The 24,440-nt window shown below is 71.1% G+C and carries 22 protein-coding genes; 9 read left to right on the forward strand and 13 right to left on the reverse strand.

The features are described from left to right. The first annotated feature begins 82 nt into the window (after positions 1-82). On the forward strand, positions 83-1,675 hold the full coding sequence (locus AC3E6M_RS12970; protein WP_252371032.1) for an MFS transporter: 1,593 nt from the start codon (positions 83-85) through the stop codon (positions 1,673-1,675). On the opposite strand, the gene AC3E6M_RS12975 is transcribed toward AC3E6M_RS12970, so the two are convergent. Continuing rightward, the gene (locus AC3E6M_RS12975; RefSeq protein WP_490530149.1) at positions 1,635-2,576 is read right to left on the reverse strand and encodes a DUF817 domain-containing protein; all 942 of its coding nucleotides are present in this window, start codon (positions 2,574-2,576) and stop codon (positions 1,635-1,637) included. The genes AC3E6M_RS12970 and AC3E6M_RS12975 overlap by 41 nt on opposite strands. A 108-nt stretch (positions 2,577-2,684) precedes the next feature. Between AC3E6M_RS12975 and AC3E6M_RS12980 the strand changes: the two genes are divergently transcribed. From AC3E6M_RS12980 to AC3E6M_RS12990, 3 genes are all read left to right on the forward strand, one after another. Continuing rightward, entirely contained in the window at positions 2,685-3,191 is a 507-nt protein-coding gene (locus AC3E6M_RS12980; protein WP_138176686.1) for a GNAT family N-acetyltransferase, read from the forward strand. Position 3,192: 1 nt separating this feature from the next. After that, the gene (cofE, locus tag AC3E6M_RS12985; RefSeq protein WP_138176683.1) at positions 3,193-3,966 is read left to right on the forward strand and encodes a coenzyme F420-0:L-glutamate ligase; all 774 of its coding nucleotides are present in this window, start codon (positions 3,193-3,195) and stop codon (positions 3,964-3,966) included. 184 nt (positions 3,967-4,150) lie between these two features. Beyond that, on the forward strand, positions 4,151-5,671 hold the full coding sequence (locus AC3E6M_RS12990; protein WP_490530150.1) for an HNH endonuclease signature motif containing protein: 1,521 nt from the start codon (positions 4,151-4,153) through the stop codon (positions 5,669-5,671). A 237-nt stretch (positions 5,672-5,908) separates the two neighbouring features. Here the strand turns inward: AC3E6M_RS12990 and AC3E6M_RS12995 are convergent, their stop codons facing one another. From AC3E6M_RS12995 to AC3E6M_RS13005, 3 genes are read right to left on the reverse strand one after another with little or no spacing between them, the layout of a single operon-like run. After that, positions 5,909-6,505, reverse strand: a complete 597-nt coding sequence (locus tag AC3E6M_RS12995) for a CbiQ family ECF transporter T component (protein ID WP_394529658.1) — start codon at positions 6,503-6,505, stop codon at positions 5,909-5,911. After that, a complete protein-coding gene (locus AC3E6M_RS13000; protein WP_490530152.1) occupies positions 6,499-7,182 on the reverse strand; it encodes an energy-coupling factor ABC transporter ATP-binding protein in 684 nt (227 codons plus the stop codon). The genes AC3E6M_RS12995 and AC3E6M_RS13000 overlap by 7 nt, the downstream gene beginning before the upstream one ends. Continuing rightward, positions 7,179-7,787 (reverse strand): biotin transporter BioY, encoded by a 609-nt coding sequence (locus tag AC3E6M_RS13005; RefSeq protein WP_490530153.1) that lies wholly within the window; start codon positions 7,785-7,787, stop codon positions 7,179-7,181. The genes AC3E6M_RS13000 and AC3E6M_RS13005 overlap by 4 nt, the downstream gene beginning before the upstream one ends. Positions 7,788-7,842: 55 nt before the next feature. On the opposite strand from AC3E6M_RS13005, the gene AC3E6M_RS13010 reads away from it, so the two are divergent. Then, positions 7,843-8,418, forward strand: a complete 576-nt coding sequence (locus tag AC3E6M_RS13010; RefSeq protein ID WP_490530154.1) for a TetR family transcriptional regulator — start codon at positions 7,843-7,845, stop codon at positions 8,416-8,418. Positions 8,419-8,754: 336 nt separating this feature from the next. Here the strand turns inward: AC3E6M_RS13010 and AC3E6M_RS13015 are convergent, their stop codons facing one another. After that, entirely contained in the window at positions 8,755-9,732 is a 978-nt protein-coding gene (locus AC3E6M_RS13015; RefSeq protein WP_490530155.1) for a cytochrome b/b6 domain-containing protein, read from the reverse strand. Positions 9,733-9,865: 133 nt separating this feature from the next. Here AC3E6M_RS13015 and AC3E6M_RS13020 point away from each other — a divergent pair, with 133 nt between their 5' ends. Then, positions 9,866-10,393: a MarR family winged helix-turn-helix transcriptional regulator gene (locus tag AC3E6M_RS13020; protein ID WP_138177704.1), complete on the forward strand. Its 528-nt coding sequence runs from the start codon at positions 9,866-9,868 to the stop codon at positions 10,391-10,393. 14 nt (positions 10,394-10,407) lie between these two features. On the opposite strand, the gene AC3E6M_RS13025 is transcribed toward AC3E6M_RS13020, so the two are convergent. From AC3E6M_RS13025 to AC3E6M_RS13035, 3 genes are all read right to left on the reverse strand, one after another. Beyond that, on the reverse strand, positions 10,408-11,199 hold the full coding sequence (locus tag AC3E6M_RS13025; protein WP_490530156.1) for an enoyl-CoA hydratase-related protein: 792 nt from the start codon (positions 11,197-11,199) through the stop codon (positions 10,408-10,410). A gap of 77 nt (positions 11,200-11,276) precedes the next feature. Continuing rightward, the gene (locus tag AC3E6M_RS13030; protein ID WP_138177700.1) at positions 11,277-12,440 is read right to left on the reverse strand and encodes an acyl-CoA dehydrogenase family protein; all 1,164 of its coding nucleotides are present in this window, start codon (positions 12,438-12,440) and stop codon (positions 11,277-11,279) included. Positions 12,441-12,520: 80 nt separating this feature from the next. Next, a complete protein-coding gene (locus tag AC3E6M_RS13035; RefSeq protein WP_490530157.1) occupies positions 12,521-13,243 on the reverse strand; it encodes a VIT1/CCC1 transporter family protein in 723 nt (240 codons plus the stop codon). 187 nt (positions 13,244-13,430) lie between these two features. Here AC3E6M_RS13035 and AC3E6M_RS13040 point away from each other — a divergent pair, with 187 nt between their 5' ends. Then, positions 13,431-17,180 carry a choice-of-anchor I family protein gene (locus AC3E6M_RS13040; RefSeq protein ID WP_490530158.1) on the forward strand — a complete coding sequence of 1,250 codons (3,750 nt, stop codon included), beginning with the start codon at positions 13,431-13,433 and terminating at the stop codon, positions 17,178-17,180. Between the two features lie 105 nt (positions 17,181-17,285). On the opposite strand, the gene AC3E6M_RS13045 is transcribed toward AC3E6M_RS13040, so the two are convergent. Continuing rightward, a complete protein-coding gene (locus AC3E6M_RS13045) occupies positions 17,286-18,479 on the reverse strand; it encodes a thiolase family protein (RefSeq protein WP_490530159.1) in 1,194 nt (397 codons plus the stop codon). Between the two features lie 107 nt (positions 18,480-18,586). On the opposite strand from AC3E6M_RS13045, the gene AC3E6M_RS13050 reads away from it, so the two are divergent. After that, positions 18,587-18,901, forward strand: coding sequence for a YbjQ family protein (locus tag AC3E6M_RS13050; RefSeq protein WP_490530160.1), 315 nt, complete (start codon positions 18,587-18,589; stop codon positions 18,899-18,901). Between the two features lie 168 nt (positions 18,902-19,069). Here the strand turns inward: AC3E6M_RS13050 and AC3E6M_RS13055 are convergent, their stop codons facing one another. Then, positions 19,070-19,648, reverse strand: a complete 579-nt coding sequence (locus AC3E6M_RS13055) for a TetR/AcrR family transcriptional regulator (RefSeq protein ID WP_490530161.1) — start codon at positions 19,646-19,648, stop codon at positions 19,070-19,072. 69 nt (positions 19,649-19,717) lie between these two features. On the opposite strand from AC3E6M_RS13055, the gene AC3E6M_RS13060 reads away from it, so the two are divergent. Next, positions 19,718-20,692, forward strand: coding sequence for a zinc-binding dehydrogenase (locus AC3E6M_RS13060; protein ID WP_490530162.1), 975 nt, complete (start codon positions 19,718-19,720; stop codon positions 20,690-20,692). Positions 20,693-20,939: 247 nt separating this feature from the next. On the opposite strand, the gene AC3E6M_RS13065 is transcribed toward AC3E6M_RS13060, so the two are convergent. The 3 genes from AC3E6M_RS13065 to AC3E6M_RS13075 form a co-directional block, all read right to left on the reverse strand. After that, positions 20,940-21,407, reverse strand: coding sequence for an NUDIX hydrolase (locus tag AC3E6M_RS13065; RefSeq protein WP_490530163.1), 468 nt, complete (start codon positions 21,405-21,407; stop codon positions 20,940-20,942). After that, a complete protein-coding gene (locus AC3E6M_RS13070) occupies positions 21,407-23,092 on the reverse strand; it encodes a DUF4407 domain-containing protein (RefSeq protein ID WP_490530164.1) in 1,686 nt (561 codons plus the stop codon). The genes AC3E6M_RS13065 and AC3E6M_RS13070 overlap by 1 nt, the downstream gene beginning before the upstream one ends. Positions 23,093-23,344: 252 nt before the next feature. Next, on the reverse strand, positions 23,345-24,358 hold the full coding sequence (locus AC3E6M_RS13075; RefSeq protein ID WP_490530165.1) for an aldo/keto reductase family protein: 1,014 nt from the start codon (positions 24,356-24,358) through the stop codon (positions 23,345-23,347). Positions 24,359-24,440: the final 82 nt, after the last annotated feature.

Below are 24,440 nucleotides of genomic sequence, written 5' to 3' on the forward strand. Positions count from 1 at the left end.
TGGCGATTCTCTTGTGTCGAGCCGACAAAGCAACGGCGCCCCCAGCCCGCACCGGGCGGGTGCTGCTCGCTACTGTTGTCGCGTGACCGACGCCGACGCCGCGGTATCCGCGCCCGCCCCTGCCGCGCCGCCCCGCCCGAAGCTCGTGCTGGCGGCGCTGATCCTCGGGGCATTGGTGTGCAACATCAACCTCGCGGCGGCCAATATCGCGTTGCCCGACATCGGCGACGCCTTCGGGACGGGGCAGACGGCCCTGAACCTCGTCGCCGTCGGCTGCTCTCTCGGCCTCGCCATGTCGGTGCTGTACCTCGGCGCGGTCGCCGACCGCTACGGACGCAAGCAGCTGCTGCTGATCGGCCTGGCATTCACGGTGATCCTCAGCTTCGTCGCCGCTTTCGCGTCCTCCGTCGAGATGCTCGTCGTCGCGCGCATCCTCACCGGTATCGCGGCGGGCATGGCGTACCCGGTGACGCTCTCACTGATCACGGCGCTGTGGGGTCAGGGAAAGCAGCGCACCGTCGCCATCGCGCTGTGGTCGGCGGTCAGCGCGACCGCGACCGTGATCGGATCGGTCCTCGCCGGCATCCTGCTGCTGTGGATGTGGTGGGGTGTCGCCTTCCTGCTCGCGGTGCCGTTCGCGATGGCGGCGGTCATCCTCGCGTGGCTGTTCGTCCCGTCGCACGTCGCCGAGAACGACGACGAGGTCGATCACCTCGGTGGCGTGATCTCCGTGTTCATGATCGGCTCGATCGTGCTCGGACTGTCGACGGTGTTCGTGCCGACCACGCGCACGTTCGGCGTCATCCTGCTGATCTCCGCTGCCGTTCTGATCGCGCTCTTCGCGTGGCGCCAGCTGACCGCGCGGAGCCCCCTCTACGACCTGAAGGTCGCACGGCGCCGCATGTTCTGGGCTCCCGCGGCCGCCGGACTCATCGTCTTCGGCTCGCTCATGGGCGCGATGTTCGTCGGGCAGCAGTTCCAGCAGAACATCCTCGGATACTCGACCCTGGAGGCATCCCTCTCGATCGTCCCCGCCGGCGTCGGTCTGCTCCTGGTCGCCCCGCAGTCGGCACGGCTCGTCCTCACCCGGGGGTCCCGCTTCACGATGATGCTCGGGTACGGGTTCGTCCTGGTCGGGTTCGTCACGATGCTCTTCTGGAACGAGACCACGCCGTTCTGGTACGTCTCGATCGCCTACCTCGTGATCGGGATCGGTGCGGGCTTCGCGATGACCCCGGCCTCCCGCGCCATCACCGAGTCCACCCCCGTGCGTCGGATCGGCATGGCCTCTGCCACCGCGGACCTGCAGCGCGACCTCGGCGGATCGGTCATGCAGGGCGTACTGGGCGCCATCCTCGCCGCCGGTTTCGCGCACGCGTTCGGGAAGCTCATCTCGGAGTCGTCCGAGGCCTCGAGCATCAGCGACCAGGTCACCGCAGCGCTGCAAGCGTCGTACGCCTCAGCGGTGCATGTGGCCGATCAGTACCCGCAGTACAAGGACCAGATCATCCAGGCCGCGCAGCAATCGCTCATGACCGGAGCGATCGCCGCCTACGCCGTGGGTGCAGTCGCGATCACCCTCGGCGCTGCGGTGGCGTGGTTCTTCCTGCCGGGGAAGTCGAGTGAGCTCGAGCTCATCGCCTCGTACGAGCGAGCGGATGCCGCCCGCGCCTGAGAGAGGGAACGGCGATTCCTTTGCGAGCCGCCGACGCATCGGCGGGATCCGGCTCGCGCGGCGGATACACCCAGGCGACCAGGACGACCGAGACGATCATCAGCAGGAACCACGACGTGAGCTTCGACGCGTCGACGGGATGCCATCCCCCCACTTGCGACGGATAGAGCCACGCCCCCGCGTGCGTGGCGATGTTCTCGGCGAGCCAGATGAACAGCGCCACTCCGGCGAAGGCCAGCAGGAGTGGCATCCGGAACGTCCCCCGGAAGAAGCGGAAGTGCAGGGTCGTCCGCCACCACAGCGCCGCCACCGCGAGGATGAGCACCCAGCGCAGGTCGATGATCCAGTGGTGGGTGAAGAAGTTGGCATAGATCGCGGCGGCGACGATCGCGGTGAGCCACCGTCGGGGATAACGCGAGAACCGCAGGTCGAAGAGGCGATAGACCCGCACCATGTAGCTGCCGACCGCGGCGTACATGAAGCCGCTGTACAGCGGCACGCCGCCCACTCGCAGCACCCCGTCGGCCGCGTACATCCAGGAGCCGACGTCGGTCTTGAACAGCTCCATGAGCGAGCCGACGATGTGGAACAGCACGATCACGCGCAGCTCCCGCAGCGTCTCGAGCCGCCCGAGGAGCATGCCGACCTGGATGAGAACCGCCGCGATCGTCAGGGCATCGTTGCGCGCGAGCGCCGCATCGTCGGGGTACCAGAGCTTCGTGGCGAGCAGCATCGCGAGCAGGGCCGCGCCGAACACGCACGCCCACGCCTGCTTGAGCACGAAGACCGCGAACTCGACGAGCCGCGCGCGGGCTCCCGTGTCCGGTGCCGAGCGCAGCAGACGGTTCGCGACGGCGTCGATACGCGCTTCGACCGAGGTGAGGGCGGGGCGCGCGGTCATGCCCGGGATCGTGGCACGCGAGTCTGGCAGGATGCCGGAGCCCTACCGCATCCCGGGGTCCTCTTCGTCCGATTTCATCGTCGCGGAGCACCCGCGTAGAGTCGCGCCATGACTGCGGAGATCCGAACCGACATCGTCGTCCGTCCGGTGCGCGACGTGGATGCCGAGGCCCTCGGCCGCGTGCACGCGACGTGCTGGCACGAGACGTACGACCACCTCATCAGCACGGCCGCCCTCAAGGCGGTTTCCCCCAAGCGCATGGCCGAGCTGTGGACCCACTGGGCCTCCCAGGGCGACGACTACCGCATGCACGCCGCGCTCGTCGACGGCGAGATCGTCGGCTTCGTCGGATCGGGCCCCGCGCGCGACGACGACGCGCCGCGTCCGCGCGAGCTGTACTTCATCTACCTGCTCGACCAGTTCCACGGCACCGGCATCGGACAGCAGTTGTTCGACGCCGCCGTCGAGGACGGCGAAGGCCTCTACCTGTGGGTCGCCGACGACAACCCCCGCGCCCACCGCTTCTACGTGCGCAACGGCTTCACGCTCGACGGCGCCAGCCAGGTGCAGCCCTTCCTCGGTGAGGAGCTCACCGAGGTGCGTTTCGTCCGCTGACGTGCTGCAGATCTGGGCCCTCGCCGGCATCGGCGAGATCTCTCCGGGCGACGATCTGGTCGCGGTGATCCAGGATGCCGCGGGCGACACCCTCCGCGACGGCGACATCGTCGTGGTCACGAGCAAGATCGTCTCGAAGGCCGAGGGCCGCCTCCTCCGGGCCGACGACCGCGAGGACGCGATCACGCGCGAGACCGTGCGACTCGTGGCATCCCGGACCTCCCCCGCCGGGCATGTGACGCGGATCGTCGAGAACCGCCTCGGGATCGTCTCGGCCGCCGCGGGCGTCGATGCGAGCAACACCCCCGAGGGCACCGTCCTGCTGCTGCCCGAAGACCCGGACGCCTCGGCGCGGGCTCTCGCGGCGGGGCTGCGGGCGTCCACGGGTGCCCGCGTCGGGGTGCTCATCACCGACACCCTGGGTCGCGCGTGGCGCGAGGGGCAGACCGACCACGCGATCGGCGCCGCGGGCGTGCACGTGTTCGAAGACCTGCGCGGGACGACGGATGCCGAGGGCCGACCGCTCGTCGTGACCCTGCCGTGCGTCGCCGACGAACTCGCCGCGGCGACCGACCTCGTCAAGGGCAAGGCCGCGCGCCGGCCCGTCGCCGTCGTGCGCGGGCGCGGCGACCTCGTCGGCGACCTCGATTTGCCGGGCGCGCGCTCGATCGTGCGCCCGGCCGAACGCGACATGTTCGCCCTCGGATCGGACGAGGCGTACGCCGCGGGGTTCGCCGCGGGGTCGACCGCGGGACGGGCCGAGCAGCCGCGCTGAGCGGGCGGAACTGAGCAGATGCGCTGCGTCGGCGGGGTGTGACGCGCTCAGCGAAAGAGAGACCTGCGGCGGGGCAAGACCTGCGGCGGGGCAAGAACCGCGGTGGGGAAAGACCTGCGGCGGGGAAAGACCTCGCCAGGCCGTGAGCCAGGGCGATGTCGGACCCTCTCGTTAGTGTTCGAGCATGGGAATCCGCACACCACCGAGCGACCGGCCGACACCGGTCGACCCGTGGGGTGGAGCGCCCGAACCTGCGGAAGCCGAGCTGCAGGCGGCCGCCGATTCCGCGTGGGCGGTCGAGCTCGGCCTGATCGACGACCTCGACGCGGGGTTCGCGCACGACCTGAGCGACGGCCCCGGCACGGAGTCCGCGCGCACCGACGCGCCGAACGATGCGGTCTCCCTCGCGGCGCTCCTGCTCGACCGACTCGATGACCGTGCCCGCGAGCGGCACCGCGCGACGGCTGCCGAGTACGGCCTGATCCATCGCGTCCTCGCCGAAGCCGTCGCCGACCCCGAGCCGTGGGTCGGACCCGATCCCACGCTCGACGGCATCTGGCACGATCCCCGTGGGCGCACGGCCGCCGCCGTTCGCCGCGACCGACTCGACATGGCCGAGCGCGCGGCGGTCGCCGAGATCGCCGTGCGTCTGCGCGTGGCCGAGCAGACGGTGCGCTCGCGCGCTGCGCACGCCGAAACCCTGCGCGAACGCTGCCCACGCCTCTGGGCCGCGTTCGCCGAGGGAGACGTGTCCGAGCGCCACGCCGTCGAGGCCGCGCAGCTGGCGGCCTCCCTTCCCGACGATGCCGACTCGTGGGAGGCGTTCAACACCGGCGTCCTCGATCGCGCACTCCGGCTCCCCCCGGCCCGGTTCTGCGTCTCGGCCCGCGCCCTGCGCGAACGGGTGCACGCCGAGTCGATCGAGATCCGTCACCGGCGGGCTCGGCATGACCGGGGCGTGTGGATGACGGCCGAGCTCGATGGCATGGCGACGCTCACCGCGCTCCTCCCCGCCGACCGGGCGACAGAAGCGATGACGCGCGTCGACCGCCTCGCCCGCCATCTGAGCACGGCGCCCGACGAAGAGCGCACGCTGACACAGCTCCGCGCCGACGCGTTCGCCGACCTCCTCACCGCGCCCGCGCCGACACCGGACAACGCCGCGAGCGCAGCCGCACCCATGGGAGCCTCCCCCGCGACGACGACCGCCACTTCCGGTCCCAGCGTCGCCCCCAGCCCCGGCGTCATCGTCACGATCCCCGCGCTCACCCTGCTCGGCGCCGACACCACTCCGGCGACGCTCGACGGTTTCGGCCCCATCGACCTCGACACCGCTCGGCGTCTCGCGGGCGAGGCGACGTCATGGATCCGCCTGCTCACCCACCCCGTCACCGGCGCACCCCTCGCCCTCGACCGGACGGCCTATCGCGTGCCCGCCGCGCTCCGCCGTTGGCTCGGCGTCACCTCGCCAACGTGTGTCTTCCCCGGCTGCGGGCGCCCCGCCCGAGAATGCGACCTCGACCACCTGCGAGCCTGGAGCGAGGGCGGCCCCACCGACGACGAGAACCTCGAACCCGAGTGCCGCCACCACCACCGCATTCGCCACGAGACGCGGTGGTCCCCCGCACGAGATCCCGACACCGGTGAGTTGATGTGGACCTCGCCCCTCGGCACCCGCATAGACGCCGACCCGCCGCCCTTCTAGACGCGAGGCAGAACCACCGCGGTTCGAGATGTTCCGCGGTTTCGGCTACTCCGCGTTTCGGGATGCACCGCCGTTCGGGATGCAGCGCCGTTCGGGATGCGCCGCGGTCACAGCACGCACGCCGAAGAGCGGCGCGCGCTCTCCGCGCCCTCCCGCGCAACCCCCGCCCTCCCGCACAGCCCCCGCCCTCCCGCACAGCCCCCGCCCTCCCGCATCCCCGGAGCACTCCCCGCCCCCTCACCGCACGCCCCGCGCCGCAAGCGCCTCGCCGAGCTGGTCCGCGTGGCGCAGCGAGAGCACGACGAACGGAACGATCCCCGCACCCAGCGACGGGCGCACGCCCCGGGCGCGCTGCGCCTCGCGCACCTCGGCGCCCAGGCGGGCGAGCACCGGGATCGTCGTGATCGTCGCCGCGAGCAAGAGCGCCGCGCGCTCGGCATCCATCCCGATCCGGCACAGCGGACCGAGTCCGCGCTCGAGAGCGTCGAGCATGTCGTCCACGCGCGTGGTGAGCGGTAGCAGGGCCGCGATCAGCAGGGCGGCGACGACCCGCGCCGTGTTGGCGAGCGCGGGTTCGGGTCCCACAAAGACCAGCTGCCCGATCGCGGTGATCACCGCGATCCAGCGCAGGCCCCAGACCTGTCGCCCGAGCTCGCGCGCGCCGACGCCCGAGACGACGTACGCCAAGACAACAACGCCCGCGCACACCCCCGCCACCCATCCCGCCGTCGGCAGCGAGGCGAGACCGACCGCCGCAACCGCGAGCAGGAGCATCTTCGGGCCGGCCGGCATCCGGTGCAGAACTCCCCGGCCCGGGCGATACAGGCTCAGCACACGAGCGCCCTCTCGTATTCGTCGACGACAGCGGATGCCGCCCCCGCGGCGCGGACGCCCCCGTCGGTGAACAGCACGGCGGCGTCGCAGCGCCGCGCGAGCGTCAGGTCGTGGGTCACGAGGATCAGCGCGTGCCCGGCGTCGGCGAGCAAGTGGTCGGCGACGCGACGCGCGTTGCGGGCGTCGAGGAAGGCGGTGGGCTCATCGGCCACGACGAGATCCGGGTCGCGCACGAACGCGCCGCACAGCGCCAGAAGCTGCTTCTGCCCGCCCGAGAGGTCGTGCGCGGACCGCTCGGCGAGCTCCGCGAGGCCGAAGCGCTCCAGGGCGCGCGCCACCCGCTCGGCGCGCTCCGCCCGGGGCAGGCGCTCGGCGCGCAGCGAGAAACCCACGTCGTCGGCGACGACCGGCATCACGATCTGCGCGTCGGGGTTGCTCAGCACGAGGGCGACACGACGGCGGTGCTCGGCGGCATCCCGCTCGGGGTCGAGCCCCCGTACCCGCACGTCGCCGGTGTCGCGCCGGACGAGACCGGCGAGCACCCGGGCGAACGTCGACTTGCCCGAACCGTTGTCCCCGACGATCGCGATCGTGCGCGCCTCGAGATCGACGGTCACGGCGCGCAGCACGTCGCGGCCGTCGAGCCGCACGCCGAGGTCGCGGCAGTGCAGGATCACGCGGGTACGGGTTGCTCGACCGGAGCGACCCGCCACTGCCGGCGGAAGCCCCGCGGATACGACCGCACCAGCAGCGTCACCACGATCGTCGCGATCGCCGCCTTGAGCAGGTCGCCCGGGATGAAGACCAGGCTCGTCAGCGCGGTCTCGCCGAGAGGCAGTCGGGTCACGAGGCTCTGGACCGGGATGCCGAGGGCGTAGATCGCCACGACACCCCCGGCGACCATCGCGATCGCGGTGCGCCACCACACCGGGCGACGGTTCCCGGCGTGCACGATGAGCCCGACGACGATCGCGCCGAGGATCCAGCCGAGCGCGTAGCCCGCGGTCGGACCGAGGAACACCCCGAACCCCCCGCGGCCACCGGCCAGCAGGGGCAATCCGATCGCGACCAGGGCGAGCACGACCGTCACCGACAGCGCGCCCAGCCACGGACCGAGCACCGCGCCGGCGAGCATCACGCCGAGGGTCTGAGCCGTGATCGGAACGCCCCCGAAGACGGGGAAGCTGCCGGGGAGCCCGAGCACGGCGATGAGCGCGGCGAAGACGGCCACGCGCGCGAGGTCGGTGGCATCCGGGGTGCGGAGTGGGGCGGGAGAAGTCATGTCGTTCCTTACCTGAACAGCGTTCACCTGAACGGTGTTCACTATACTCAGGAGCGTGACTCCTCCCGGACGCGGCCGCGGCCACTCGGCCGACGACGTCGCACGCACCGCGCTGCGGATCCTCGACGACGACGGACTCGCCGATCTGACGATGCGTCGCCTCGCCGCCCGCCTGGACGTCCAGCCGAGCGCGCTCTACTGGCACTTCCCCAACAAGCAGTCGCTGTTGGCCGAGCTCTCCGACCGCATCGTGGGGCGAGCGGCATCCCTGCTGCGCGGTTCCGGCGTCGCCGCCGAGGCACGCGCGCTGCGCGACGCCCTGCTCGCCTACCGGGACGGCGCCGAGGTCGTGTCGAGTACCCTCGCGCTCGGTCTCGGGACGTCGGCCGCGCACGATCGCCTCGCCACCGCCGTCGCCGCCGAGGGCTTCGGCCCCCGCACATCGGCGCGCGCGGCCACGACACTGCTGCACTTCGTCCTGGGCCACGTCTGGCACGAGCAGCAGCGTCTGCAGTACGACAGCGTCGGCGTCGCCGCCCCGGGCGCGGCGCCCGTCCCCGACGCCGACTTCGCCTTCGGTGTCGACCTCATCCACCGCGGCCTGCACGCGTCCGCGTCGCGCCCGGCGTAGGCCGCGGCATCCTGCGCCATTTCACGTGGTCTGGCCGAGCGCACACGATCCGGCCGAGAGTACACGTTCGGGACGACCGCAGCGTGTGCGTTCGACCGGATCGTGTGCGCTCGGCGGGCAGCGGGTCGCGGCCCGCACATGAGACGGCACGGCAGCGACGGCCGGAGGGGCGGGACAGCGGCCGTTGAAACAGCGACGGAGGCCGCGATCCAGCGCACACGATCCGGCCGGGAGCACACGTTCGGGACGACCGCAGCGTGTGCGTTCGACCGGATCACGTGATCTCGACGCCCGCCGGGCTCGGGCGGGCGCCGCGGCGGCGCGGGCAGACCCGCGTCAGCGCTGCTTGACGTCGCCGAACAGCCGCGCGATCGGGATGAGCACCGACGGGCGTGCGGCGATCCACGCCGCAGCCATCGCCAGCAGGGATGCCGCGAACAACACCAGCCCGGTCGGATCGGCGGCGAATGCGTCGGGGTCGCCCGATCCGCGGGCGGCGTACATGTGGTTGAGGTTGCGCAGCGCGCCAGTGGCGAGGACGAGGAAGACGTGCACCGCGATGAACGTCACGAAGAAGAGCATGACCGGGAAGTGGATGCGACGCGCCCATTCCGCGGGGAAGAGACGGTTCAGGCGCTCGGCGTCCCGCGGCCACAGCACCGACAGCCGCACCCCCGTGATGATCGCGAGCGGCGCCGCGACGAAGGTGATCGCGAAGTACGACAGCTGCTGGAGGCTGTTGTAGTTCACCCACCCGTTCTCGGTCGGCCAGTCGAGCGAGACGTACTGCAGCGCCGCCGACAGCGCGTTCGGGAAGACCTCCCACGAGGTCGGCACGATGCGCATCCACTGGCCGGTGACGAACAGCAGCACGACGAACACGGCGCCGTTGGCCATCCACAGCACGTCGATCGCGTGGTGGAACCACAGCGCGAGGCTGATCCGGCGCTTCTTGTTGCCCCGCGGCGACCAGAAGGCGTTCGGCCGCTTCTCGCGCCGGAACTGCAGCCCCGAGCGGATGACCAGCAACAGGAACAGGCCGTTGAGGAAGTGCTGCCACCCGAGCCACGCGGGAATCCCCACGGGCGCGCCCGCCGGGAGGTCGTAGGCGCCGGGGTACATCTCGAGGAATCCGCGGACCGGCCCGAGCGAGACGAGCACCCGAGCCATCAGCACGAGCAGCCCCGCCAGGACGAGCGCCGCCGCCCCGAGGATCAGCGCCGAGCCCACCCACTGACCGAGCGTGAGATCACCGAAGCGGCGCGGCTCGACGCGGGACGACCCGCTCTGCGGGATGCGGGGTGTGGGGGCCATCTGCTTTTCGGGGCCGAAGCGGAGATCTGGACTCCCGACGATACCGAAACCCGTCGCACCCCCGGGCGCGTGCGACGCCTCTCGACCGCCGATCCCGGCACGCCCGCGGTACCGTGGGGCGGGAGGAGCACGGATGCCGAGACGCCTACCGGTCGACCCGATCGCCGAAGCCAAGCGCCAATGGCTCGCGCACGGCTGGGACGACGCCGCCGACGGCATGACCGTCGTGACCTCGGTCATTCGGGCGCACCAGTTGCTCATGGCATCCATCGAGCGCGCTCTGAGACCGCTGGATCTGACGTTCTCACGCTTCGAGATGCTGCGGCTGCTCGCCTTCACGCGCGAGGGCCGGATGCCGATGGCCAGCGCCATCGCGCGGCTCCAGGTGCACCCGACGAGCGTGACGAACACCGTCGAACGTCTCGCTCGCGACGGGCTCGTGACACGCGAAGCGCACCCCACCGACGGGCGTGCCGCCCTGCTCGTGCTGACGGATGCCGGCCGCCGACGCGTCGACGCGGCCACGGACGCCCTGAACGCGGTGTTCCGCGACCCGGGGCTCGCGCCCGAGGACGCGACCGAGCTGGTGCGGATCATCGCCCGATTCCGCAAGAACGCGGGTGACTTCGCCGACCCTGCGCCGACGCCCGACCCGCTCTGACCGCCGCAGGCCGCTCAGCGGTGCGAGAAGTTCGGCGTCCGCTTCTCGCGGAACGCGGCCATGCCCTCTTTCTGGTCGGCGGTGTCGAAGAGCGAGGCGAACGCCTGGCGCTCGAAGCGCACTCCCTCGGCGAGCGTCGACTCCAGGGCGACGTCGAGCGCCGCTTTCGCCGCGTACAGGGCCGGCAGGGGTTTCTCGGCGATCGTGCGGGCGACGGTCTCGGCCTCGTCGAGCAGGTCGGCGGCCGGGACGATGCGCGAGACCAGGCCCGCGCGCTCGGCCTCGACCGCGTCGATCATGCGGCCGGTGAGCACCATCTCGGCGGCCTTGTAGTACCCCAGGGCGCGGACGAGCCGCTGCGTCCCGCCCATGCCGGGGATGACGCCGAGCTGGATCTCGGGCTGACCGAACTTCGCACCATCGGAGGCGAGGATGATGTCGCACATGAGGGCGAGTTCGCAGCCGCCGCCCAGCGCATAGCCCGACACGGCGGCAATCACGGGCGTCCGCACGGCGGCGAAACGGCTCCACGCCCCGAAGTGGTCGGTCAGGGTCATCTCGAGCCCCGACTTGCCCTCCATCTCTTTGATGTCGGCGCCGGCCGCGAAGGCCTTCTCAGACCCGGTGACGACGATCGCCCCGATGTCGGGTGCGTCATCGAACGCCGTCGCCGCTGCGACCACCTCGGTCATCGACCGCGTGTTCAGCGCGTTGAGCGCCTCGGGCCGGTCGAGGGTGATCCACCCCACCCGCCCGCGCTGCTCGACCCGGATCGTCTCGTACGCGGTACCGCGCTGCTCGCTCATGTCACTCCCAGGGGGGTCAGAGGTGAAGGTTCCCTCGCATCGTCGCATGCTCCCCCGACATCGCCGAGGGTTCCGCGTCACGCCGCGAGGACGCTCCGTCCGATGATGAGCCGCATGATCTCGTTGGTGCCCTCGAGGATCTGGTGCACGCGCAGGTCGCGGACGACCTTCTCGATGCCGTAGTCCTGCAGGTAGCCGTACCCGCCGTGGAGCTGCAACGCCTCGTTGGCGACGCGGAAACCGACGTCGGTCGCGAACCGCTTCGCCATGGCGCACCGGGTCGCGGCATCCGGAGTCTTCGCGTCCAGGGCCGCGGCGGCGTCGCGCACGAGCAGGCGCGCGGCCTCGAGTTCGGTGGCCATGTCGGCGACGGCGAAGACGACGGACTGCTTCTCGGCCAGGGCCTCACCGAACGTGAAGCGCTCGTGCACGTACGCGACCGCGCGTTCCAGGGCCCACCGCGCCCCGCCGAGCGAGCACGCGGCGATGTTCAAGCGACCGCCGTTGAGCGCGGACATCGCGATTCCGAAACCGCGCCCCTCGCCGCCGAGCAGATTCTCGGCCGGGACGCGCACCTCATCGAGCACGACCTGCCGCGTGGGCTGGGCGTTCCAGCCCATCTTCTTCTCGTTCGGCCCGAACGACAGCCCCTCGGCATCCGCGGGCACGAGGAACGCGCTGACCCCGCGCGCGCCCGGTTCGCCGGTCCGCGCCATGACGACATAGACGGATGCCTCGCCGGCACCGGAGATGAACTGCTTCACGCCCGTGAGCACGTAGCCGTCGCCGTGCCGAATGGCCGACGTGGTGATCGCCGCGGCATCCGAGCCCGCTCCCGGCTCCGTGAGGCAATACGCCCCGAGTTGCTCCATCGAGATCAGGCCGGGGAGCCACCGCTCGCGCTGCGCGTCGTCGCCGTACGCGTCGATCATCCACGCGACCATGTTGTGGATCGTCAGGTACGCGGTCACCGTGGGGTCGCCCGCGGCGAGCTCCTCGAAGATCTCGACCGCGAAGCGGCGGGGGAAGCCCGCGCCGCCGGACTCCTCGCGCACGCAGACGCCGCCGAGTCCCAGTTCACCGGCGCGGCGCAGCACGTCGCGCGGGAAGTGCTTCGTGGCATCCCATTCGAGCGCGTGCGGGGACAGCTCGGTCGCGGCGAACTCGCGGACGGCGCCGAGGATGGCGGCGCGGTCGTCGGCGGTCAGGGCGTCGAGCACGGGGGCGGGGGTGGCGTCCATGCGGCTCTCCATTCGGCGACGTCGTCGTCGCGAGGGAGATTTTAGTTGGGCTTCCTTGTAAATCCTAGGATGCCAGAGAATTACCCGGTCGCGACGCCGAACAATGCTCCGACGCCGTACGTCGCGCCGAGCGCGAGCGCCCCGCCGATCACCGTGCGCAGGATCGACCGACCGCGGCGCGCCCCGCCGATCCAGGCGGCGAGGTACCCCGTCAGGGCGAGGGCGAGGAGCACCGCGACGAACGTCAGCGGCACGCGCACCTCGACCGGCGCGAGCAGGATCGTCAGCATCGGCAGGATCGCACCGATCGTGAACGCCACCGCCGACGCGATCGCCGCCGCCCAGGGGCTCACCACGTCGTCGGCGTCGATGTTCAGTTCGACCGACAGGTGCGCCTTGAGGGCATCGGATGCCGTGAGCTCGGTCGCCACGCGCGTCGCGGTGTCGGAGGTCAGACCGCGCGCCTCGTACAGACCGACGAGCTCGGCGAACTCGGCATCCGGGTCCTCCGCGAGCTCGCGGCGCTCCTTCTGGATGAGCGCGTGCTCGCTGTCGCGCTGGCTCGAGACCGATACGTATTCGCCCAGGGCCATCGAGATCGCCCCGCCGACGAGGGCAGCGAGACCGGCGACGAAGACGGGGGCGATCTCGCTCGTAGCCCCCGCGACACCGACGACGACCGCCGCCGTCGAGACGATGCCGTCGTTGGCGCCGAGCACTCCGGCGCGCAACCAGTTCAGGCGTTGCGCGAGTCCCTGCCGGTGGGGTTCATCGGGGTGCGCGCCCGCGAGCGAATCGGTCATGCGGTCAGGCTAGTCCTCCCGGGCGACGCGCCCGCGCACGATGAACCATGGGGTGATCTTCGCGGGGACGCCGCACCGCGCATTCGCAGGCCGTTCACCCGAGCGTCACCGCAAGTCGGCACAGTGGGGGCGATCGACGCCCCCGTGTCGGTTCTGTCATCCCCGCCCGACACCCCCGAGGACACGCATGCCTTCGACCTTCCTGCGCCGTGCCGCCGCGTTCACCGCGACGACCGCGGCGGTGTGCGCGCTCGCTCTTTCGAGCGCGACGGCGGCTTCGGCCGCCATCGTCCCCCAGCCGATCTCGAACAGCGCGTCCGGCGCCGCGATCGGCCTGACCCCGGTCGGCTCCTACGACACCAACGTCTACAAGGAGTCCGCCGCCGAGATCGTGCAGGCCTACCGCGACCGCCTCTTCGTCGTGAACGCGCAGGCCGGCACCGTGACGGTGCTCGACAACAGCGACCCGACCAAGCCGGTGAAGCTGTTCGACATCGCATCGACGGGCGTGGCCAACTCCGTCGCCGTCCGCGACGACGGTCTCGGCGTCGTCGCCTTCGAGGCCGAGGACAAGACCGCCGCCGGCCACCTCATGTTCTTCGACGCCAACAAGGACGACGCCGCGAGCGCGAAGCTCGGCGAGGTCACCGTCGGCGCTCTGCCCGACATGGTCACGTTCTCCAAGGACGGCACCTACGCCGTCGTCGCCAACGAGGGCGAGCCGGCGGAGAACTTCTCCAGCGACCCCGAGGGTTCGGTCAGCGTCGTGACGCTGTCGTCCTCCCTCGTTGCTCCGGCGCAGAGCGCGGTCAAGACCGCCGGCTTCCGCGCCTTCGAGCAGGGCGGCACCAAGACACTCGACCCGAAGGTCCGTGTCTTCGGTCCCGACGTCGCCGCACCCGATCAGGGCACGACGCCGCTGTCTGCCAACCGCGTCTCGCGCAACCTCGAGCCCGAGTACATCACCGTCGACGGCACGATCGCGTACGTCACGCTGCAGGAGGCCAACGCCGTCGCGACGGTCGACCTCGCCAAGGCCGAGGTGACCGGCATCCTGCCCCTGGGCTACAAGGACTGGGGCGCCGCGGGCAACGCGCTCGACACGAGCGACAAGGACGGCGGGATCAACATCCGCTCGGTCGCGGGCCTGAAGGGCCTGTACATGCCGGACGGGATCGCGTCCTACTCGGCGACCGTCGGCGGCAAGGCCACGACCTACCTCGTCACGGCCAACGAAGGCGACGGCCGCGAGTGGGGCGACTTCACCGACGAGGCCCGCATCAAGGACTTCGGCAAGAAGGACCTCGCCGCGATCTGCGAGACCTCCCCGCTCGCCGGCCGCGCGGCTGACTCCGATCTCGGACGCCTCAAGGTCGTCACCGACCTCGGCAAGACGTCCGACGGCTGCTACAGCGAGCTGTACGCCTACGGCGCCCGCTCGTTCTCGATCTGGGACACCAAGGGCACTCTCGTCTTCGACTCGGGCGACCAGTTCGAGCAGAAGCTGAAGGAGGTCGCTCCCGAGCTGTTCAACGTCTCGAACGACAACAACACCGTCGACGACCGCAGCGACGACAAGGGCCCCGAGCCCGAGAACGTCACGATCGGCGTGGTCGACGGCCGCACGTACGCCTTCATCGGGCTCGAGCGCGCGGGCGGCGTGATGGTCTACGACGTCACCGACCCGAAGAACCCGGCGTACGTCACGTACGTCAACAACCGCAACGCCTCCGCCGACGTCAAGACGTCCGCGGCCGGTGACCTCGGCCCCGAGGGCATCGCGTTCGTCTCGGCGCTGCGTTCGCCCACCGGCATCCCGCTGCTGATCACCGGCAACGAGGTCTCGGGTTCGACCACCGTCTTCGAGGTGCGCCCGACGCAGCCGAAGACCCCCGACCTGCAGATCCTGACGATCAACGACTTCCACGGCCGCCTGCTGCAGGAGTCCGGTGGCGTCGCGGGTGCGGGCGTCCTCGCCGGCGCGGTCGAGAAGTACCGCCAGCAGAACCCGAACACGCTGTTCGTCTCGGCCGGTGACAACATCGGCGCGAGCGCGTTCGAGTCGTTCATCGACCAGGACACCCCGACGATCAAGGCCCTGAAGGCCGCGACGCTCGATGTCAGCGTCGTGGGCAACCACGAGTTCGACCGCGGCTTCGCCGACCTGACCACGCGCGTCATCCGCGAGTACGAGGGCGACCCCGACGCCGATCAGTTCAGCGACTTCGCACTCGGCGCCAACGTCTACAAGAAGGGCACGAAGACCCCCGCCCTGAAGCCGTACACGATCAAAGAGGTCGACGGCACGAAGGTGGCCTTCGTCGGCACCGTGACGCGCCAGACCGCCGGCATGGTCGACCCGTCGAAGATCACCGAGATCGAGTTCGGCGACCAGGTCGAGGCGGCGAACCGCGAGGCGAAGAACGCTCGCGACGCCGGTGCCGACGTCGTGATCCTCCTCGCTCACGAGGGCTCGGAGGGCACCGACTGCACCACCATCGCCACCGAGTCCGGCGACTTCGGCGACCTCGTGCGCGGCGCGTCCGCCGACGTGGATGCCATCGTCTCGGCGCACACGCACCAGAAGTACTCGTGCACGATCGGCGGACGCTCCGTCATCCAGACCGGTCAGTACGGCACGAACCTCGGCACTCTCGACGTGGACCTCGACGAGGCCGGCAAGCTCGTCTCGATCACGCCCGGCGTGCGCCCCCTGCTCGACACCACGGTCACGCAGTACATCGCCTACCCGCAGACGGACACCGCGAAGATCGTGACGGATGCCAAGGCGACGGCCGATGTGAAGGGCCAGGTCCAGGTGGGCACGATCACCGCCGACGTCACGCGTGCCAAGAACGGCTCGGGCGGCGAGGACCGCGGCGCCTACTCCGCGCTCGGCAACACCGTCGCGGACGTGTACCTGTGGGCCGCGAGCGAGAACCCCTCGTTCAACGGGCAGGACGCGCAGATCGCGTTCATGAACCCCGGCGGACTGCGCGCCGACCTCCTCTACGGAACCGACAACGGCTCCGTCTCGTACCGCGAGGCGGCGAACGTGCAGCCGTTCGGCAACACGCTCGTGACGCTCTCGCTCACGGGGGCGCAGCTGAAGTCGGTTCTCGAAGAGCAGTGGCAGCCCGATACCGCGTCGCGCCCGGTGCTCGCACTCGGCGTGTCGAAGGGCTTCACCTTCGAGTACGACCCGACGGCGGCGAAGGGTTCGCGCATCGGCTCCATCGCGCTGAACGGTACGCCGATCAACCCGACCGCGTCGTATCGCATCGTGACCAACTCGTTCCTTGCGGCGGGCGGCGACAACTTCTTCACCTTCGCGCAGGGCACGGGCAAGGCCGACTCCGGCCAGATCGACCTGCAGGCTACGGCGGACTTCTTCGCCGCCAAGGGCACGGTCGCGCCGTCGCCCCTGGGTCGCGCCTACCTGAAGGGGACGCAGCCGGTCGACGAGGGCACGACGCCCACGCCGACGCCCACCCCCACGCCGACCCCGACCCCGACCCCGACCCCGACGGCTCAGCCGACGACGTCGCCGGCCGCGGTGGGCGTCTCGGCGAGCGCGACGCGCGTCGAGCAGGGTGGATCCTTCACGGTCACCGTGACCGGCCTGAACGCCGGCGAGCAGCTGACGGCGACGCTGAACAGCACGCCGACGGTCATCACCGGCATCCCGGCCGCCGACGCGAACGGTTCGGTGACCTTCCGTGTGAGCGTCCCCTCGACGCTCGCCCCGGGCGCCCACACCGTCGTCATCACGCGTGCCGACGGCACCGTGCTGAGCCCTCTCGCCATCGAGGTGTTCGCGAAGGGCACGTTGGCTGCCACCGGCGCCCAGGCGCCGTGGGGCATCGCGCTCGCGGGCGGCTTCTTCGTGGTCGCGGGCGGTCTCGCCTTCGCCCTGCGCAAGCGCCGCACGGCCTGACCGGTCCGGAACGGCCCTCACCCTTCCGGGTGGGGGCCGTTCCCTTTCGCGTGAGGGGTCAGTTTCTGTCGCTTCGCCCGCGGCCAAGCGACACATATTGACCCCTCACGCGGGCGAGAACCGCCGGAGCAGCGCGGCCAGGGCCTGACCGCCGCCGATACACATCGTCACCACGGCGTACTCGAGGTCGCGGCGCTGCAGGTCGAGGGCCGCGCGCACCGTGAGGATCGCGCCGGTCGCCCCGACCGGATGCCCGAGCGCGATCGCGCCGCCGTACGGGTTCGTCTTCTCGGGATCGAGCCCGGCGTCGCGGATCACGGCGACCGCTTGCGCCGCGAAGGCCTCGTTCAGCTCGATCACGTCGACATCGGCCGGCGTCAGCCCCGTCTGCTCCCACAGCCGTTGCAGGGCGAGGACCGGGGCGTACCCCATGATCTCGGGATCGACCCCGGCCGTCGTGACGGCCTCGAGCGTCGCCAGCCCCGTGAGCCCGCGCTCGCGCACGTCATCCTCACGCATGAGGACCGTCGCGGCGGCGCCGTCGTTGATGCCCGAGGAGTTGCCCGCCGTCACCGACCCGCCCGCCTCGAACGCCGGCCGGAGCCCAGCCAGCACGTCGAGCGTCGTCCCGGGGCGCGGGTGCTCGTCGACCGACACCTCGACCGGCCGCTTTCCGCCGGTCGTCACGGACACGATCTCGTCCGCGAACGCCGCACGACTGGCATCCTGGCCCGCCCTGCGCTGGCTCTCGACCGCGAAGGCGTCCTGCTCGGAGCGCGACACCCCGTAGCGGGATGCCACGGTCTCGGCGGTCGTGCCCATGTGCCGGCCGCTGAACGGGTCGGTGAGGATCGCGAGCGTGCCGTCGAGGAGCGTCCGGTCCCCCACACGCGCATTGCCCCGGGCGTCGTACTCGAGGAACGGAGTCCGCGACATGCTCTCGTCGCCGCCGGCGACCACGACGTCGACGCCGCCCCAGCGCAGTTCTTGGGCGCCCGACCAGATGGCCTGGAGCCCCGAGCCGCACAGGCGATTGACGGTGAACGCGGGGACCCGGGTCGGCAGCCCCGCGGCGAGCGCGACGCGCCGGGCGTTGTAGGCATCCGGCCCGTTCTGCGCGATGCAGCCCATGACGACCTCGTCGACCGCATCCTTCTGCACCCCCGCCCGCTCGAGGGCGGCGGTGACCGCGACGGCCCCGAGTTCGTACGCATCGACGCTCGACAGCGCCCCGCCGAACGAGCCGATGGGCGTGCGGGCGCCCGAGACGATCACGATACGCGGGACGGTGGATGCCATGCGGACCTCCAGAAGGGGAAGGGGGCGATCACAGCATTGTGCCCGCGTTTCCATCGCGGCGGCCGGAATCGCTGGCGGGGCGGGCACGCCGCTGTCACACTGACCGCATGCTCGTCACAACCATGAACGATGTCCCCGGCCGCCAGATCGTGGAGGTGTACGGCGAGGTCACCGGCCTCACCGTGCGCGCGCGAAACATCGGAGTCCAGTTCGGCGCCGGCTTGAAGTCGATCTTCGGCGGTGAGCTGGAGGGCCTCACGAAGCAGCTGCAGGAGAGCCGCGACGAGGCGAAGCAGCGCCTCATCGAGCAGGCGCAGGAGCTCGGGGCGGATGCCGTGATCGCGATGCGGTTCGACACCAGCGAGGTCGCGCAGAACTTCCAGGAGGTCGTCGCCTACGGCACGGCCGTCAAGCTCGGCTGACGCCGCCGCACGTGCGCCGGGGAGACACAGCGCCCCCGAGAAGCGCCGAGACTGCATGCGCCTGACAAGCCCACCGCAGCGTGCAGCGGAGACGTCAGGCAGATGCAGTCTCGCGGCCGCGGGCCGGGCGCGGCCGGCGGGGCGGCGCGGCCGCGGCCGGGGCGCGGCTCAGCGCCAGGACTCCAGCGTCGTGGGGACGGATGCCAGCGTCGCCACGGCCGCATCGCGGTCGACGCGGGCGAGGGTCAGCGCCGCCACGACCAGCGACGCGCAGACCGCGGACAGCGCGTCCACGGCATCCGAGGTCAGGTCGGGGCGGCGGTCGGCGACGGCCGCGCGGATGGCGACGCGCATCTCGGCGGCGTAGCCCGACACGAGGTCGCGCACCTCGGCGTCGTCGGACGCGAGGGGCGACGAACCGGCGTTGAGCAGCAGGCATCCGAGGCGCGCCCGGGGGCTGTCCGCAGCGATGGCCGCGCGCATCTCGTCGATGTAGGCCTCGAGGGCGCCGGGGTCTCCGCTGCCGAGGGGCCGCAACCGGGTGCGGACGATGTCGTCGAGATACGCCCCGAGCACCGCATCGAAGAGACCGCGCTTGCTGCCGAACGCGTTGTACAGGCTGGAGCGCGTGAGACCGGTGGCCTCTTCGAGCTCCGTGATCCCGGCCTCCGCGTATCCGCGCTGCCAGAAGACATCGCGCGCCGCGTCGATGACAGCACCGCGGTCGAACGCCGGCATCCTGCCCATGGGTTTCCTTCTCTCCGGTCCGGGTCTATATTAGACCGGTCGTTACAAAATAACCACGCAAGGAGAGAAATGCGCGCGATCGTGCACCACCAGTTCGGCGAACCGACCGACGTCCTCGACGTCGAAGAGGTCGAGACCCCGCAGCCCGGCCCCGGCCAGGTGCGGCTGCGCATCGTCCTGTCGACGATCCACAACCACGACCTGTGGACGATCCGCGGCACCTACGGCTACAAGCCCGAACTCCCCGCCCGCGCCGGCACCGAGGCCGTCGGCATCGTCGACGCGCTCGGCGAGGGCGTCGACGGACTGCAGCTCGGTCAACGCGTCGCCACCGGCGGCACCTTCGGCGTGTGGGCCGAGTACGTCGTCACCCCCGCCGCGGGCCTCGTCCCCGTCGCCGCGGGCCTCCCCGACGAGATGGCGGCGCAGCTCGTGTCGATGCCGTTCAGCGCGATCAGCCTGCTGCACTCGCTCGACCTGCAGCCGGGCGACTGGATCGTGCAGAACACCGCCAACGGTGCGGTCGGCCGCATGGTCGCGCAGATCGCCCAGGCCCGTGGCATCCACGTCATCGGCCTGGTCCGGCGACAGAGCGCCGTCGACGAACTCGCCCAGCAGGGCATTCACAACGTCGTGTCGACCGACGCCGACGACTGGCGCGAGAAGGCCCTCGCGATCGCCGACGGCGCACGCATCGTCGCCGGCGTCGACTCCGTCGGGGGCACGGCGAGCAACGATGTGCTGTCCCTGCTGTCCGACAACGGCACGCTGGTGATCTTCGGCTCGATGGGGACGGGAAAGCTCGAACTCTCGGCCGGCGACATCATCTTCCGCCAGGCCACCGTGAAGGGCTTCTGGGGCAACGTCGTCAGCAAGACGATGGATGCCGAGACCCGCGGCGCCCTCTTCGGCGAACTGTCGCGTTACCTCGCCGACGGCACCCTCACCCTGCCCGTCGCTGCGACGTTCGGTCTCGAGGATGCTCGTGAGGCCATGGCCGCGAGCCTCTCGCCGCGCGTCGGCAAGGTGCTCCTGCGCCCCTGAGCCGCTCCTCACGGGTGGCGGCGGCTGTGCGCCCTCACGGGGCGGGGCGCTGCACCCTCACCGCCGCGGGCCGGGGCGCTGCACCCTCACCGCCGCGGGCCGGGGCGCCCCGCCCCGCCGCCGCGTGGGCCGAACTCCTGAGAAACCCGGCCCACTCCGACCACCGGCCGACGAGCCGGGCGGAACTGCGCCGTTTCTCAGGAGTTTGGCTCGCTCGCGGCCTGCGCGGGCCGGCGGACGCGCCGACTCACACCCCGAGCAGGGACTCCAGCGCGTCGAGGACGGGCCGCTGACCTTTCACGAGCGCCTCGCGGGCGGCATCCGGGTCCATCCACTGTGCGCGGTCGACCTCGGGGAACGACCCGACACGGCCCGACCGCGGCGGCCACTCCATCTCGAACTCACCGAAGATGAACTCGGATGCCGTGAACCCGGCGCCGTCCGCGGCGAACACCACGATCTTCTTGCCCGAGGCGTACGGAAACGTGCCGAGCTCGGCCCACTCGACGTCGGGCGGTTCGACGCCGAGCTCTTCGCGGAACTCCCGCTGCGCAGCATCCCGGGGTTGCTCGGACGCGGGGTCGAACTCGCCCTTCGGGATCGACCAGGCGCCGGCGTCCTTGCGGGCCCAGAACGGCCCGCCCATGTGAGCGACGAACACCTCGAGCGCGGGACGCCGTCGATACAGCAGCAGCCCCGCGCTCCACGTGGTCATCAGACGCCCGCCGGGACGCGCACCGCTTCGTCGGCGATCACGTCGGCCCGCTTGCGGAACGTCCGCGCCGTGACCCGGTCGAGGGCGATCTGCGTACGCATCTTCTCGGCCTTCTCGTACAGCGACGGTCCACCGAAGCCCGTGAGCACCTTCACCAGCACCGGGAGCAGCTCGATCATGAAGAACAGGGCGGCGATGAGCCAGTGCGCCCAGCGCAGCGTCGGCTCACGCTCGGACAGCCGCTCGAGCGCCGAGATCTGGCTCAGCAACCCCACCGCACCGGCGTTGCCGTCGGCCACCGACGAGGCGCGCTCGTTGTAGGCCGCGAGCGCCGACTCGTACTGCGCGCGGGCGGCAGGGAGCTGGTCCTGCGCCTGCTGCTTGTTCTGGTCGGCCGAAGCGGCCGCGGCGTCGGCACCGGCCGAATTCGCCGTGGCGAGCGCCGTCTGGGCCTGCTGCAGCTGCGTCGACAGCGCGTCGTACGCCGACTGCGCCTGGGCGAGCTGCGCCTGAGCGGCGTCGGAGCTCGCCCCGTCGCCGGCGACACCCGTGCAGCCGGGGACCTCGCCGGCTCCCTGACCGGTCAACTCGCACTGATACACCGCGCGCGCCTGGTCGATGACGGTCTGCTGCGCGGCCAGCTGCTGCGTGAGCTGGTCGACGGTCTGCTGCGCCGCGGCGGCTTCGGCCGAGGTCGAGGAGGTGCCGGCGACGATGCCCGTCGCGGCCTGGTTCTCGAGCGCCGACACTTGCGCGCTCGCGGCGTCGAGGGCCTGCTTCTCGGGGCCGCTCGTCACGGCATCCTGGTCGGTCAGCGCCTGGGTGACGTTGGTGGAGTTGACCTCGCGGTTGATGTCGTTCTGGAACACCTGCAGCACGAGTGGCTCGGCCACGACGATGCCGATCAGCGCCGCCATGATCACGCGCGGGAACGCCAGGCCGAGCAGCCGGAACACGTTCGTCGTCGACCGCATGGTCGAGGTGAGGAAGCGGTCGAGGTTGAAGATGATCAAGCCCCACACCAGCGCCAGGGGGATGGCGAGCAGGATGCTCACGCGGACACCGGTGAGCAGGGCGAACATCATGGACAGGGCCGAGACCAAGGCCGTGCCCAGCAGAACGAGGAACATCTGCACGAAGCGCGGAACCTCTTCGGGCACCTCGTTCAGGACGTCGTTGTCGGCGCCGCCGAGGACGGCCATGCGGCGCACGAGCGACAGACTCGGGCGGCGCGGGTCGGCCCGGCGCAGACGCGGCGGACGGGGGTCGGATGCCACGGGCGCGGGGAACGGGGCGGCTTCGGGGAGGTCCCGCGCGGCGCCCTCGGGCTCGGGCTCGGGCTCGGCGGCAGCGGGCTCGGGCTCGGGCTCGGGCTCGGCGGCAGCGGGCTCGGGCTCGGGGATCTGCTCCGGCCCGGGGTCGACCCGGGCGGGATCGCGCCCCTCGGTGTCCGCTGCGGCGGAGTCGACCTGCGCGACGGGAAGGGTCTCGTCGTCACCGGCGGGCGGCGCACCCCAGGGCTCGATGGGGTCGTCGGGGGCCACGTCGTCGGCAGCGGACGCGGGGTCATCGCGCTGCTGAGCGAGGATGTCGTCGAGGTACTGGGGCTCGCGTTCCTCGTCCGTCGTGAACTCGATGCGGCCGTCGGAACCGAAACGGCCCGGCCGGTGAGCGGAAAAGGACATTCGCACAGGGTACGACGCCGACCCTGTGCGTGGCTGAGCGGGGCCTGAGGCTGCGCCCAGGGCCCACCGTCCGCGAGATCACCCCGGTTGCTCGAGATCACCCGCGATTGCGTCGAATATCGGGTCACCCCGGGCAGAACAGGTCATCTCGCCATCCACGCCCCGCCCGCAAGCACCGCGCCCACGCCCCGCCCCGCCCGCGGACACGGGAAAGCGGGCCGGGCGCGACCGCCCGACCCGCCTGTGCCTGGATCAGACCAGGCGCTCTTTCGGCGAGACCTCGTACGTGTTCTCGGGGTCGGAGAACACCGCGTCGCCCAGGGCCGCGTCGATCGCGGCGAGGGTGTCGGCATCGAGCTGCACGCCCGAGGCCTTGACGGTGTCAGCGAGCTGCTCGGGACGCGAGGCACCCACGAGCGCGGCGGCGATGTTGGGGTTCTGCAGCACCCACGCGATCGCGAGCTGCGGCATCGTCAGGCCGACCTCGTCGGCGATCGGCTTCAGTCGCTGGACGGCCTCGAGCACGTCGTCGCGCAGGAACCGCTTGATGAAGTTCGCGCCGCTCTTCTCGTCGGTCGCGCGCGAGCCGTCGGGAACGGGCTGGCCGGGCAGGTACTTGCCGCTGAGCACGCCCTGCGCCATCGGCGACCACACGATCTGCGAGATGCCGAGCTCTTCGCTGGCGGGAACGACCTTGCCCTCGATGACGCGCCACAGCATGGAGTACTGCGGCTGGTTCGAGATGAGCTGGATGCCGAGCTGCTTCGCGAGCGCGTGGCCCTCACGCAGCTGCTCGGCGGTCCACTCGGACACGCCGATGTAGAGCGCCTTGCCCTGGCGGACGATGTCGGCGAAAGCCTGGAAGGTCTCTTCGAGCGGGGTCTCGTAGTCGAAACGGTGCGCCTGGTAGAGGTCGACGTAGTCGGTGCCGAGGCGCTTCAGCGACCCGTTGATCGAGTCCATGATGTGCTTGCGGCTGAGGCCGGTGTCGTTGGGGCCCATCGGGCCGGTGGGGAAGTACACCTTGGTGAAGATCTCGAGCGACTCACGGCGCTGCCCCTCGAGAGCCTTGCCGAGCACGACCTCCGCCGCCGTGTTGGCGTAGGTGTCGGCCGTGTCGAACGTCGTGATGCCCGCGTCGAGCGCGGCGTGCACCGTCTTGATCGCGGCGTCGTCGTCGACCTGCGAGCCGTGGGTCACCCAGTTGCCGAGGGTGATCTCCGAGATCTTGAATCCACTGTTGCCGAGATAGCGATAAGCGACCATGGGTCAACGCTAACGGCGGCCGCCGACATCGAGGGCCGGACCGCGACCTTCCCGCCCGAACTCCCGCCCGCCACCGACCTCG

Source organism: Microbacterium sp. SCPM-O-B-15248 (M128) (assembly GCF_058214835.1).